Origin of the sequence: Mycobacterium kansasii ATCC 12478 (genome assembly GCF_000157895.3) — a bacterium.
Classification (GTDB): Bacteria; Actinomycetota; Actinomycetes; order Mycobacteriales; family Mycobacteriaceae; genus Mycobacterium; species Mycobacterium kansasii.
In genome coordinates, this window is the sequence record NC_022663.1 from 1,931,102 (window position 1) to 1,944,073 (window position 12,972).

The 12,972-nt window shown below is 65.8% G+C and carries 10 protein-coding genes and 2 pseudogenes; 5 read left to right on the forward strand and 7 right to left on the reverse strand.

Going from position 1 to position 12,972, the window contains the following annotated elements:
• Positions 1 to 5: 5 nt before the first annotated feature.
• From rsmA to MKAN_RS08160, 3 genes are all read right to left on the reverse strand, one after another.
• Positions 6 to 959 (reverse strand): 16S rRNA (adenine(1518)-N(6)/adenine(1519)-N(6))-dimethyltransferase RsmA, encoded by a 954-nt coding sequence (rsmA, locus tag MKAN_RS08150; RefSeq protein WP_023367107.1) that lies wholly within the window; start codon positions 957 to 959, stop codon positions 6 to 8.
• Positions 923 to 2,050: a resuscitation-promoting factor gene (locus tag MKAN_RS08155; protein WP_023367109.1), complete on the reverse strand. Its 1,128-nt coding sequence runs from the start codon at positions 2,048 to 2,050 to the stop codon at positions 923 to 925. Before MKAN_RS08155 ends, rsmA begins: the two co-directional genes overlap by 37 nt.
• Positions 2,051 to 2,222: 172 nt before the next feature.
• Positions 2,223 to 3,092 (reverse strand): TatD family hydrolase, encoded by an 870-nt coding sequence (locus tag MKAN_RS08160; protein ID WP_036393534.1) that lies wholly within the window; start codon positions 3,090 to 3,092, stop codon positions 2,223 to 2,225.
• A 41-nt stretch (positions 3,093 to 3,133) separates the two neighbouring features.
• Between MKAN_RS08160 and metG the strand changes: the two genes are divergently transcribed.
• The 4 genes and pseudogenes from metG to MKAN_RS08170 all read left to right on the forward strand — a co-directional run bounded on the left by metG (position 3,134) and on the right by MKAN_RS08170 (position 5,862).
• The gene (gene metG, locus MKAN_RS08165; protein ID WP_036393816.1) at positions 3,134 to 4,687 is read left to right on the forward strand and encodes a methionine--tRNA ligase; all 1,554 of its coding nucleotides are present in this window, start codon (positions 3,134 to 3,136) and stop codon (positions 4,685 to 4,687) included.
• A gap of 51 nt (positions 4,688 to 4,738) precedes the next feature.
• Positions 4,739 to 4,861: pseudogene (locus MKAN_RS32715) on the forward strand (acyl-CoA carboxylase subunit epsilon); the annotation flags it as partial.
• 159 nt (positions 4,862 to 5,020) lie between these two features.
• Positions 5,021 to 5,175: pseudogene (locus MKAN_RS32945) on the forward strand (acyl-CoA carboxylase subunit epsilon); the annotation flags it as partial.
• A 321-nt stretch (positions 5,176 to 5,496) separates the two neighbouring features.
• Positions 5,497 to 5,862, forward strand: coding sequence for a PAS sensor domain-containing protein (locus MKAN_RS08170; RefSeq protein ID WP_042312028.1), 366 nt, complete (start codon positions 5,497 to 5,499; stop codon positions 5,860 to 5,862).
• Positions 5,863 to 5,918: 56 nt separating this feature from the next.
• Here the strand turns inward: MKAN_RS08170 and MKAN_RS08175 are convergent, their stop codons facing one another.
• From MKAN_RS08175 to MKAN_RS08190, 4 genes are all read right to left on the reverse strand, one after another.
• Positions 5,919 to 6,584, reverse strand: a complete 666-nt coding sequence (locus MKAN_RS08175; protein WP_023367117.1) for a TetR/AcrR family transcriptional regulator — start codon at positions 6,582 to 6,584, stop codon at positions 5,919 to 5,921.
• Positions 6,585 to 6,696: 112 nt separating this feature from the next.
• The gene (locus MKAN_RS08180; protein WP_023367119.1) at positions 6,697 to 7,392 is read right to left on the reverse strand and encodes a TetR/AcrR family transcriptional regulator; all 696 of its coding nucleotides are present in this window, start codon (positions 7,390 to 7,392) and stop codon (positions 6,697 to 6,699) included.
• A gap of 334 nt (positions 7,393 to 7,726) precedes the next feature.
• Entirely contained in the window at positions 7,727 to 9,433 is a 1,707-nt protein-coding gene (locus tag MKAN_RS08185) for a hypothetical protein (protein WP_036393541.1), read from the reverse strand.
• A 13-nt stretch (positions 9,434 to 9,446) separates the two neighbouring features.
• Positions 9,447 to 11,312: a putative bifunctional diguanylate cyclase/phosphodiesterase gene (locus MKAN_RS08190; protein WP_036393542.1), complete on the reverse strand. Its 1,866-nt coding sequence runs from the start codon at positions 11,310 to 11,312 to the stop codon at positions 9,447 to 9,449.
• A 444-nt stretch (positions 11,313 to 11,756) separates the two neighbouring features.
• Between MKAN_RS08190 and MKAN_RS08195 the strand changes: the two genes are divergently transcribed.
• On the forward strand, positions 11,757 to 12,956 hold the full coding sequence (locus tag MKAN_RS08195) for an NAD(P)/FAD-dependent oxidoreductase (protein ID WP_023367125.1): 1,200 nt from the start codon (positions 11,757 to 11,759) through the stop codon (positions 12,954 to 12,956).
• The last annotated feature ends 16 nt before the right edge of the window (positions 12,957 to 12,972 follow it).

The following is a 12,972-nucleotide window of genomic DNA, read 5'->3' on the forward strand; positions in this document are numbered from 1 at the left end:
CGCCATCAACCAGCCGAGACCTGCTGTTCGCCGGCGGCGCCGCTGGTCTGCGCCACCTCACCGGCCCCCTGCCCAGTGCGCTGCAGCAAACGCACGAAATCGGCGATCGACAGCGTCTCACCGCGTCGAGCAGGGTCGATGCTGGCCGCAAGCAACCTATTCGCCGACTCGTTGCCCGAGCCCGCCCACTGGGCAAACGCGTTACGGGACGTCTTACGGCGCTGCGCGAAGGCGATGTCCACCAGTTCGAACACCTGCTGCCGAAACGCGCCGTCGGTCGGCCACGGTGACGTCTCGTACCGATCGATGCGGACCAGTCCGGAGTAAACGCGCGGGATGGGCCAGAAGACGGTCGGCGACACCATGCCGCAACGCCGAACCCGTCCGTGGAAGCGCACCTTGACGCTGGGTACGCCGTACTCCTTGCCGCCCGGCTCGGCGGCAAGCCGTTCGGCGACCTCGGCCTGCACCATGACCGTCACCACCCGGATGGACGGGAACTCGGCCAGCAGGTGCAACAACGCCGGAACCGCGACGTTGTACGGCAGGTTAGCGACCACTGCGGTCGGCTCGTCGGCCAAGTCCTGCGGGCGCAGGCTCAAGATGTCGCGATTGAGCACGGTCAGGCGCTGGATCTCACTGTGGGAGTGCTCGGCCACGGTCTGCGGCAGCCGGGCGGCCAGTACCGGGTCAATCTCGACGGCCGTCACGGTCGCGCCGCGGTCGAGCAGCGCCAGTGTCAGCGAGCCCAGGCCGGGCCCTACTTCCAGCACCTGGTCAGCCCGGGTGATCCCGGAGGCCGCAACCACCCGGCGCACCGTGTTGGCGTCATGCACGAAATTCTGTCCGAGCGATTTTCGTGGCCGGAACTCGAGTTCCTTGGCCAGCCGCCTGATCTCGGTGCGTCCGAGCAGCCGGATAGTCAGCGTGTCCCCGCTCGTCCACTGCACACCGGCCACGCGCCCCAGCCCTGGCGTTGGCGGGTCACCTCGGCGACTGCGATCTGCTCTTCGCGGGTGGCCAGGTCGGCGCGGGGCGCATACCGCAGCCCGCCATTGGCCTCCCAGGTGCCCTGGTCGAATTGCACCCCACCGTAGTACCCGTTGCCGGTGTTGATCGCCCAGTTGCCGCCCGCCTCACAACCGGCGATGGCGTCCCAGATGTCTCCGTCGCTCACCGGAGGAACGTCGGTGCCCGGCTTGGTGCCCACCCGCACCACCGCGTCGCGCGCCGGCGTCAGCACGACGTTGGCGATCGGCAGCTTTCCGGTGACCACGCCGTTGACCTCGGCCACCGCGAACGTCACATCCTGCTCACCGGGAGTCCCCGCGTCTTCGACGACCTTGCGGCTCATGTTCATTTCCGGGTCTTCGATGCGAAGCGCATCGGGCAGCAGCGGCAACCGTTCGGTGACCCGCTCGATGCGGTACCGGGTCACCTGGATCTGCATGCCGTCGGTAATCGGCGTCGTCGCACCGGGCACCACCTGGTCGCTGCCCTGCAGCGGTACGCCGGCGGCGTCGAGCAGGCCCGCCACGTTGGGCGCCGCTAGGTGCACGGTACGTACCACCCCGCCGTCGTTGATCTCCACCGTCTTGGCGCTGACGACCGGCAGCGCCATCCCCGCCAGCGGGACCCGGCTGCCGCGCGAGGCGGCCGCAGGGGCGGTATCCGTCATGGCCAGTTGGGCCAGCGCTTCGTCCACCGTGGACGCCGTCGTCCAGACCTTCTTGACGTCGTGGCCGTCCAGCGAGATCTCCAGCGGGCGACTGCGCCGCAACACGATGTTCTCCGAATCGTGGACCACCACGTCCCCCGCGGGGTACAGGTCGTCACGCGCGTCGACGGAGAAGCCGTTCTCCTGAACGACCTCGATCACCCGCGATTTCATCGTGGTGACCCGCATCGCGGTTCCATCGACGGTCAGCGTCACCGTCTTGGCCGCCGAAACGGCATACCCGCCGGCGAACGCCAGTCCCAGCAGTAAGGCGCCAACCACAAGGCGCAACATCGGTGATTCGGTTTGATGAAGTTTCGTAAGCAGATTCAATGTGCGACTATCCCCGACCTAACCAACAACCTCAGCAACGACCCAGCAGCAAGTTCCAGACATTTCAGCCGAATTCAGCTGAAAACGCCAAAATGGGCCCCAGAGGCCCACCCGTACGATCACAAGACGGTAACGAACCGATCAAAGCTGAGCAACTCCGGCACGCCGGGTGTTAGGGCCACCCACCAGCTGTGTGACCCAGTTCATATGCTCGCGCGGCATTGCTCGTCGTGATCTGGGCCACTTCCTCGGGACGGCGATCGACCAGCTCAGCCAGTGCCCGAACGGTGTAGGGCAGGCAATACGGCTCGTTCGCTGTGCCACGGTAGGGGTGCGGGGTGAGAAACGGCGCGTCGGTTTCCACCAGAACGTGCTCCAGCGGTATCAGCGGAACAGCTTCCCGGAGGTCCCGGGCGTTGCGGAAGGTCACAGTTCCGGAAAGACTCAGCAACCATCCTGCGGCCACACACTCGCGGGCCATCGCGCTGCCCGATGAGAAGCAGTGAAAGATCACAGTGTCCGGTGCGCCCTCGGCCCGCAGCACGTCTAGCACCTCACGGTCGGCCTGCCGATTGTGGATCATCAACGGTTTTCCGGTGCGCTTGGCCAGGTCGATATGCCACGCGAAGGCCTCGCGCTGCACGACGGGCTGTGCGCATCCGTCGAGGCGGCCCGGCCAATACAGATCCATGCCCGTCTCGCCGACGGCAACGACGCGCGGATGGGCGACGAGTTCGGTGATTTCGGCACGCGCGGCGTCGGTGAGCGCATCGGCGCGGGTGGGGTGCAGTGCCACCGCAGCGTAGACCCGCGGATCCCACTCGGTTGCCCGGGTCACCCAGCGCGCCGATTCCAGGTCGTCGGCGACGGTGACCACCGCACGCACCCCGACGGCCTCGGCCCGGTCGACGACCTCAGCCACGTCCCGGGCGTCGCGGGCGCCGCACGCATCGAGGTGGGTATGGGCGTCGATCAGCGGGGCCAACGGCTCCGGGGCGGGCGGTGCTTGCGGTGTGGCAGGCCGGTTGGTGCTCACGCGCACACAATAGGACCACCCAATAGGGTGGGATCCCAATGAAGCCATTGCAGCCCTATTACGTCACCACCGCGATCGCGTATCCCAACGCTGCGCCGCATGTGGGTCACGCATACGAATACATCGCCACCGACGCAATCGCCCGGTTCAAGCGACTCGACGGCTTCGACGTGCGCTTCCTGACCGGTACCGACGAACACGGCCTGAAGGTGGCGCAGGCCGCCGCGGCCGCGGGCGTGCCGACCGCACAGCTTGCCCGGCGCAATTCCGACGTCTTCCAGCGCATGCAGGAGGCGCTGAACATCTCCTTCGACCGGTTCATCCGCACCACCGACCCCGACCACTACGCGGCGTCGCAGGAGATCTGGCGCCGGATGGAGGCCGCCGGTGATCTCTACCTGGACAACTACTCCGGCTGGTACTCGGTGCGCGACGAGCGGTTTTTCGTCGAGTCGGAGACCCAACTCGTCGACGGCACCCGGATCGCCATCGAGACCGGCACCCCGGTGACCTGGACCGAGGAGCAGACCTACTTCTTCCGGCTGTCGGCCTACGCCGACAAGCTGCTGGCCCACTACCACGCCCACCCCGACTTCATCGCACCCGAGGTACGGCGTAACGAGGTGATCAGCTTCGTGTCCGGCGGCCTCAAAGACCTGTCGGTGTCGCGGACGTCGTTCAACTGGGGCGTGCCTGTGCCGGAGCATCCGGACCACGTCATGTACGTCTGGGTGGACGCGTTGACCAACTACCTGACCGGCGCCGGCTACCCGGATACCGGCTCGGAGTCGTTCCGCCGCTACTGGCCCGCCGACCTGCACATGATCGGCAAGGACATCATCAGGTTCCACGCCGTCTACTGGCCGGCCTTCCTGATGTCGGCGGGCATCGAGTTACCGCGAAAGGTGTTCGCCCACGGGTTCTTACACAATCGCGGCGAGAAGATGAGCAAGTCGGTGGGCAACGTTATCGACCCGGTGGCACTGATCCAGGCATACGGCGTGGATCAGGTCCGCTACTTCCTGTTGCGGGAGGTGCCGTTCGGGCAGGACGGCAGTTACAGCGACGAGGCCATCGTCACCCGGATCAACACCGATCTGGCCAATGAGCTCGGCAACTTGGCCCAGCGCTCGTTGTCGATGGTTGCCAAGAACCTGGGCGGGGTGGTGCCCGAACCCGGGGAGTTCTGTGATGCCGACACCGAGTTGCTGGCGACGGCTGACGGGTTGTTGGATCGGGTGCGGGCCCACTTCGACCGTCAGGCAATGCATCTGGCGCTGGAGGCGATCTGGCTGATGCTCGGCGACGCCAACAAGTACTTTTCGACACAGCAGCCGTGGGTGCTGCGCAAGAGCGAGTCCGAGGCCGACCAGGCGAGGTTTCGCACCACGCTCTACACCACCTGCGAGGTGGTTCGCATCGCAGCGCTATTGGTGCAGCCCGTCATGCCGGAGTCCGCTGCCAAGATGCTGGACCTGCTCGGCCAACCCGACGACCGGCGGGCGTTCAGCGCAGTGGGCACCCGGCTCGCGCCGGGGACCCAACTGCCGCCGCCCACAGGGGTTTTCCCGCGTTACCAGCCGCCTTCCGAAGTCGAGTGACGGGAACGAGACGAGCATCAGGCACCGAAGTCGAGTGAGCGGAACGAGCCCGTGAAGTCGAGTGAGCGGAACGAGCGCAGCGAGTGACGGGAACGAGACGAACAATCCAGCGCAGCGAGTGACGGGAACGAGACGAGCATCAGGCACCGAAGTCGAGTGAGCGGAACGAGCCCGTGAAGTCGAGTGAGCGGAACGAGCGCAGCGAGTGACGGGAACGAGACGAACAATCCAGCGCAGCGAGTGACGGGAACGAGACGAGCATCAAGCACCGAAGTCGAGTGACGGGAACGAGACGAGCATCAGGCACCGAAGTCGAGTGAGCGGAACGAGCCCGTGAAGTCGAGTGAGCGGAACGAGCGCAGCGAGTGACGGGAACGAGACGAACAATCCAGCGCAGCGAGTGACGGGAACGAGACGAACAATCCAGCGCAGCGAGTGACGGGAACGAGACGAGCATCAAGCACCGAAGTCGAGTGACGGGAACGAGCGCTACAGCAAAGTCCAGGCGGAAACCAGCCGAACGCCGGACACCCCGATCCCACGCCCTTCGTGAGGAACCGGACATCTCGGCACGAGGTCATAGTTGCTTTGCGCTACAAGCAATTCGTTGCCGCTCGCTGCGGTGGCCGCCGCGGCGGCGTCGTCAACGACCCCCTGTCGCCCGGTGCCTCGCAACGAAATGCAGGGGCACCTGTCGCGAACCCGCAGCGAACTCCGACTTACCGGAAACCGCCCGGCCAACTCGCTGTCATAGGCAATAATCAGGGGCTGTGGAGCGCCGACGGAACCGGCAGGCAAGTCAATCGCCGATGATCGCCTTGCAGCAGTTGCCTGCGCTGGTCGTTCTGGAGCGGATTCCGGTCCCCGTACTCGCCACCGGAGATGACGGCAGCATCCTGTTCACCAACACGGCATTCGCCCAGATGGTGGGCCGTGACCCGGACGAGGTGCTGTCGCTGCGGTTCCACGAGATCTTCCATCAGTGCCCGGACTCGGCATCGTCGACGCTGTCATTCGTGCATGCACTGGCCAACATGGTCGTCGAGTTGGCCCACAAGGACGGCTCGGTGGTGCGAGCGCTGATGAGCAGGTCGGCCGTGCGACGTGCAGACGACAATTTTGCTCTCGCGGTGTTTCAGGATCTGACCGAACAACTGTGGGAAGAGGAGCGCTGACTGTCCGCGGTGTTGCCACGACCGCTGGCGGCGGACTTCACCGCGCACGGCCGCGATCACTGGCGGCTACGCATCGCCTCGCGAGCAAGGAATTCCCGGAAGTAGGGCAGCGACGTTTCAACCGTCATGCCAGGTAGCAGAAGTCCCCACAGTTGACCCAATCGCTCGGCGGGGCTCTCGACCCCGTACCCGTTGGCGCCGGGTCCGGATAACGCATTGGCTTGCAGCCGCATCCCGAACGTCGCGCCGACAATCGACTCGCTGACCAGTTCGGGGTCGACGTCGTCCCGGAGATCGCCTTCGGCAATTGCCCGCCGGGCCTGCTCGGCCATCTCGCCGACTCCCGCGCTGAAGAAATGCGCAGCCGCGGCGTTGAATCCGGCAAGGACGGCGGTTAGCTGCTCGGCCGCGCGGGCCACCTTGTCGACGCTGAGCAGGTGCGCGACGGCGAAGGTGCCGTGAATCATATTCTCCAGGGCGGGTGACGCCGACCCGCAAACGTTGCGAAATGCGCCGAGAAGCGCTTCGGACCCTTCCTCGATAATCGCCGACGCCAGCGCTTCCTTGGAATCAAAGTGGTGATACAGGGCACCTTTGGTCATGCCCGTCCGATCGATGATCGTGCCCCACCCGGCGGCCGCGTATCCGGCCTCGCCGAAGACGTCGACGGCGGCATCGAGGATCTTTCGCCGGGTTATCTCGGATCGAACCTGGCGTGCCATCGCACTCGTACCTCCGCCAGTGCGGCGGATCCGATCGGGCTCCGGACCTCCGCATCTCGTACTTTCCTAGTCAGCGGGCGGGCCTTAACAGCCGCCATGGCTCTGAACTTTGTCAATCGGGTGCCACCAGCGCCGTTGCCGAGCGGATGGCCAGCACGGTCCGCCGCGCGATGAATTGCGTGAAGTAGTCCACTCTGTCCGGCTGGGCGATGCCCCTCAGCACCAGCAACCAGCTCTTTTCCAGATCGCGAAGAAACCGCTCCGGCGCATCCAGGTCGCTGGCCTGCCGCAAACCCATGTAGATCGACACGATGAGGCGGCCAACGTCTTGCGGGTCGCATCCTTCGGCCACGTCACCTTCGACGATCGCCCGCCGCACCACACTCGCCAGGGCTTCGATCCAGCCGTCCAACAATTTCGTCTGCAGGCCTTCCGTTCGGCCGACCGAGCCGAGCAGATTCGAGGCCGCCCTGTCCATGTCCTGACTGATGTCGCGGACGGCGATCAGATAAACGAAGTCGACCAGCGTCTCCAGGCCGGAAAGCTGCCTGGCCAGCAGCTCCTCGACGACACCCCGGCCGGCGGCGGTGTGTTGCTCGATGATGGCCACCGCCAGCGCGTGCTTGGACCGGAAGTGGAAATACATCGCACCCTTGGTGAGCTGGGCCGCCGCGAGGATGTCGTCGAGCCCGACGTCGTGGTACGCGCGCCGGGCGAACTGATGCGCGGCGGCCTGCAGAATCTGTTGGCGCGTGGTGTCCGCTCGCCCGCTCGTCGAGTCGGTCGTGGTCTGAGCCGAAGAATTCATGCCGGCCGCCGCTGACGGTCGCGCTGCGCATGGATGGCGTCTGTTTCCAGGCTGTCTCGAGCGGTTCCGAAACCGGAACCACCGGGCAGGACGACCGCCGTCACCTTCGCGATGCCCTCCTCGAGCGGGGAAGCCAGATGGTCATCTCGTGATTGCTTACCGGCTGTGCCTCAGGTTGCATTGACGCCGATTTCGAGGGTATCAGCCCGGTTTCTCGCTGCGACGCTTCACGCGGGGCAGCACTATCCGCCAAGCGAAATACTGCCGGTACGGCTAATGGATATTTCCATGCGAGTGGTATGCCCAAGGCCGGACTTCGGCCTGCCAAGCCGCCTCACGCGCCGTTCGTTGCGGTCTGCACGTCGCGCGGAATGTCGAGCGTCGCGACGGGATAAAAGCCGGAATCGTCACGGCCGTCGCGGGCCAACTGCATCGGCGGGTAATTGACCACATGCGCACCGTTCGGCTTGTGCTGTTGCCAATCCACCGACGCCCGCAACGTGTAATGCCCCGCCGGCAAGTCGGCCAGCTCGACGCGAACCGTCTCGGAGGCCGACGCCGGTATGGGCTGCTGGGCGGTGCGGTCCCCGGGCGCCTCCGGGACCAGGGACTTCAGATTCACGCTTGCGGGCAACGTCCGAACCGTCTGTCCGGTGAAATCTACCAATCGGTAACCGGGGACCCATTTCTCGGTCGCGGCCGCGGAGCCGTAATTGGTCCAGACAACCGAGATCGTCGCGACTTTGCCGTCCTTGCTCAACCCCTGCGACCCGGGCTTGGCCTCCACCGAGTACCGGTAGCCCGCCGTCGCATTGGCCTGCGCCCACAGCACATACAGCTTGGGGTCCATCGGCGAGGTCGCATCGTCGTCCGGGAAGTTGATGCTCGAGGTCATCGAGACGTGATATCTCATGATGTCGCGCAGGCCCTTCTCGTAGTAAGCCTGCCGCGTTGTTCCGCTGGGCAGCTGGCACCATTCGGTGATCACCAGAGCCGTCGACAGCCGCTTGCGCAATGCGGCGACAACCGGATCGTTGGTCTGCACGTAGTGGGCGGCGCTGCCGTCGGCCCACGCCGGCATGGGCGCATAGACGCCCAGGCAGTCCGAGCGCATTCCCACCGGCGCGGCGAGCTTCTTGGTGACGTCGTCGGCGAGCAGTTCCCGGATGATCTCCGGGTTGGCTGCGCTGGTCACCAGTTGGGTGCGGGGAAATGCGCTGACGTTGGCCTCGACCAGGCGCTGGATGGACGCCTTGGTGATGTTCTGATCACGGAACTGGCTGTAATACCCCAATGCCGCAACGCTGTCCTCGGGCGCCGGACCGGCGGCGTTGAGCGAGTCGCGCAGGTAGGCGATGTGGTTTTCGCTGAAATCCCCATACCCGGAGAACTCGAAAACGCTGAGTCGCTCGTCGCCGTCGTAGCGGCGACCCAGTGCCGCCAGTAGTTGTACGAAGTCGTTGAGATAGGTCGGATCGTTGAAGTTCGGCACCACCTGCAGCACTCCCGCCGCGGCACCGTTGGCCGGCCCGGGATAAGTCGTGTTGGTGCCCGGCCGGGCGCGTTCCCAGTCGGGAATCGCGATGTTGGTGTTGTTGGGATACGACGCATTGCAGCAGGAGTTGTAGGCGTACACCCGAAGCGTCATCCGCATGCGCCGCTCGGCGAGCCGGCTCAGCGCGTCGTCGATCACGCTGAAGTCGTACTTGCGCTCGTCGGGGGCATCCGGCGGCAGCGTAGCCGGGTCGGTGGGCTGCAACTGACGCCACGAGACCCGCAGGCTGGCGTCGTAGGACGCTGGCCACGCCGGATACCGCTGCTGGGCCGGATCGCGTTGCGGGAAAAGCGGTTCCAAGAGGTCTTCGTACTGGCCGCGTAACGGGTTGGGTATCTCCTGGACCGTCGACGGTATGGCCGGACTGACCATCGCGGTCAGCGGGCTGTTGTCGGGTTGGTGGCTGCTGCATCCGGTGAGCGCCCCACCCGGCAGCAAGACGGCGCACGCGGCAACGATCGATGATTTTCTAATTGCTCGAACCATTTTCACATTTGAGCTAGATTGCGCCGAGCGTCAGTGCCTCGCGGTCGGCGAGGAACGGCATCGGCATCCAGCGAGCGGACAGCAACGCCTCCATGGCGTTGCCCGGGACGGGGCGCGACAACAGGAATCCCTGCGCCCGGTGGCAACCGTGCTGCATCAAAGTCAGCGCGGCCGCAGGGGTTTCGACACCCTCGGCGACCACTTGCAGTCCGAACGCCTCGGCGAGGCCGATAATGGCGCGAACGATCGCCAGGTCGCCGGCGTTGGTGCCCAGGTCGCGGACGAAGCCGGTGTCGATCTTGAGCATGTCGACGGGAAGCGACTTCAGATGCGACAACACGGCGTAACCGGTGCCGAAATCGTCGATGGCCACCTGCACACCGACGTCCTTGAGCTCTGACAACGTCTTTCGCGTCGCCTCGATGTCGTGCACGACGGCACGTTCGGTGATTTCCAGGCACACCGATCCGCCGTCGATGCCGAACTCCTCGATGGTGTCGGCCACACTGCGCACAAAGCCGCGGGTTATCAGCTGGACCGGCGAAACATTGATGCGCAACACCGCGCTCTGCCCCACGCCGTTCTTGCGCCACCGGCTGAATTCGGCACACGCGCTGCGCATCACACATCGGCCGAGTTCGCCGGCGAGGTTGGTGGACTCGGCCACCCCGATGAACGAGTCCGGCAGCAGCAACCCCCAAATGGGGTGGCGCCAGCGAACCAGCGCCTCGGCCGCCACGACCGCGCCGGTCCACAAGTCGACCTCCGGCAGGTAGTGCAGCACCAGCGCATCGCTGTCGATATCGCCTTGCAGATGCAGCTCGATGTCGTTGCGGAACGCGCTCTTGAGCGACATGTCGTCGGTAGCCAGCGCCACCTGGTTGCCACCGGCGCGTTTGGCGGTCAGCACCGCCTCGTCGGCCCGGCGCAGCAGATCGGTGCCGTCGTCGCGGCCAGGCATGCCCACGGCCAGACCGATGCTCACCGTCCGGGTGATCTGATGGCCGCCGATTGCCAGCCGTTCCCGCAGCATTGAAGAAAGCCGGCGGGCGAACGATTCGGCGGCTCCTTTGGACATCGCCTGATCGGGGATCACCACGAATTCGTCGCCGCCCAGTCGGGCGATCATGCTTTGACCGCCGACGCACCCGCGAAGGCGCTGAGCAAAGAGGCGGATGAACCAGTCGCCGGCGTTGTGGCCCAGATAGTCGTTGATCGACTTCAGCCGGTCCAGATCCAAGTACAGCACGGCGACGGGCCCGGGTGTACCCGCCGCAAGCCGTTCCGACAGATGCGCCAGCAGCGCGCGGCGGTTATGCAGGCCGGTCAGATCGTCGTGCTCGGCCAGGTAGCGCAATTTCTCCTCGGCGGCGATCCGCGCCTGCAGCTGTGCGAACAACGCGGCGACGGCCTCGAGCGTGTTGATCTCTTCATGCCTCCACTTCCTGGCGCCGAACTTCACGAAGCCGAGCACGCCGGTGGTCGCCTGCCCCGAGACCAGCGGAGCCGCAGCCACCGATGGCGACGCCGCTGCTATGGAGCCGCCCAGCCAGCGCCGGAAGAACCGGTTGTTTCGGTGCGGCCGGATGACAACCGGCTTCCTACCGTGCTCGCACTGGGTGAGCACCGGGTCGGCGCTGGTGAAGTGGACGACGCCCTCCGGGTCCGGGTCCGCAACGTCACGCCGCGGCGGCCACTCCGCAACCAGGACCGAGGCGCGAATCTCGTGGTCGTGGTGCCGCAAGAAGCTGGCGTCCACATCGAACTGCTCGACCAGTTGAGCGAGCACCCGCTGGCTCACCTGCGTTGCGGTGGATGCGGTCGCCTCCATCAGCTGGGTGGCTACGGAGGTGACGACGAGGTCCAAGCTGCGCGGCAAGGGATCCCCTCCGATGTGTGCACGTGTCCAATGTGGGCGACTACTCGGTCGACGGACGGTCTTAGGGGTCGCTCCTGTCGAATGCTCGCCGCTGCGCATTGGAGGGGCCCTGGTCTGCCTGGTTGTCTACCGGGTTCACCTGGGAATTCAGTCCATTTTCGTTGCGACAGCCTAGCACGGCGCCCCATTTCGCCCGCCCGGAATTCAGCACTCGCATCGCTCCAATGTGTAAGCGCCGACCTCGATTCCGGCGCCTCGACATGTCTCGACTTGTCGAGGGCCAAAATTCAGCGCCCAACGTCCGGTCCTGGAAAAGTCGGGAAAGTGAACCGGCTCACAATCTCCATCACGGCTGTCACAGCAGGCTGGTCTGTGGTGTCTCCAGTGCAGCAGTCATCGGTGATCCCGGATGATCCCGCCACAATGAAGAACAGGAGACTCCCAATGTTTGAGCCGACCCCATTGACTGGCCCACGTACTCACGTCGTCGTCGTCGGCGGCGGCTACGCCGGCACGGTGGCCGCCAACCACCTGCGCCTCAACGCCGACATCGACATCACGGTGGTGAACTCACGCCCGGTGTTCGTCGAACGGATCCGGCTGCACCAGCTGGCGGCGGGCAGCGGCACCGCCACCGTCGAGTACGGCACGTTGCTGGGCGAGGGCATCGAGCTGATCGTCGACACCGTCGACCGCATCGACTCCGCCGACCGCAGGTTGCGGCTGGCTTCAGGTGCCCAACTGGAGTACGACTACCTCATCTATGCCGTGGGCAGCACCGGAGCCACGCCGGCGGTTCCCGGAGCTGCTGAATTCGCATACTCACTCGCCGATCTGGACGGCGCGACCCGGCTGCGGCACATCCTGATGGACCTGCCCGCCGCCGCTCCCGTCGTCGTGGTGGGCGGCGGGTTGACCGGCATCGAAGCCGCCTCGGAGCTTGCCGAGCAGGGCCGCCCGGTGACGCTGGTCTGCGGCGGCCCATTGGGGCCGTCGCTGAGCAAGCGGGGCCGGCGTTCGGTGGCCAGGCAGCTGCGCAGACTGGGCGTCGCGGTGCTCGAATCGGTCGCGGTCAGCCAGGTGCGCTGGGATGCCGTGGTGCTCAGTGACCACACCGTGCTGACCAGCGCGGTCACGGTGTGGACCGCCGGATTCGAGGTGCCGGATCTGGCCGCGCGCAGCGGGCTTCGCACCGACGCTCTGGGCCGGCTGCTCACCGACGAAACACTGACCAGCGCCGACGACGAACGAATCGTCGCCGCGGGCGATTGCGCCGCACCATCGGGCCAGCCGCTGCGGATGAGCTGCCAGGCGGCCGGGCCGCTAGGGGCCCAGGCCGCCAATACCGTGCTCAGCAGGATCGCGGGCGAAACCCCGGCGATGCTCAGCCAGGCGTTCGTCGGGCAATGCATCAGCCTCGGCCGCTCCCATGGCACCGTGCAGCTGTCGCGCTCCGACGACACTCCGGTCAACGTGGCCGTGGGGGGCCGAACCGGCGCCGCGATCAAGGAAGCGATCTGCAAGGGCACGGTGTGGTCCATCCGGCACGAAGCCGCCAAACCCGGCTCGTACTTCTGGTTCAAAGGCGGCAAGCGGGCCGCACAGCTACCGGCCGAGCAGCAGGCTGCGGTGAAGTCCCGATGACCCCCCGATGACCCCC

What these genes read in the sequence shown, in the direction of transcription:
- MKAN_RS08185 (WP_036393541.1), bottom strand. Translation starts at nt 9,433, where the DNA reads ATGGTTCGAGCAATTAGAAAATCATCGATCGTTGCCGCGTGCGCCGTC.
- MKAN_RS08195 (WP_023367125.1), top strand. Translation starts at nt 11,757, where the DNA reads ATGTTTGAGCCGACCCCATTGACTGGCCCACGTACTCACGTCGTCGTC.
- MKAN_RS08180 (WP_023367119.1), bottom strand. Translation starts at nt 7,392, where the DNA reads ATGAATTCTTCGGCTCAGACCACGACCGACTCGACGAGCGGGCGAGCG.
- MKAN_RS08170 (WP_042312028.1), top strand. Translation starts at nt 5,497, where the DNA reads ATGATCGCCTTGCAGCAGTTGCCTGCGCTGGTCGTTCTGGAGCGGATT.
- MKAN_RS08175 (WP_023367117.1), bottom strand. Translation starts at nt 6,584, where the DNA reads ATGGCACGCCAGGTTCGATCCGAGATAACCCGGCGAAAGATCCTCGAT.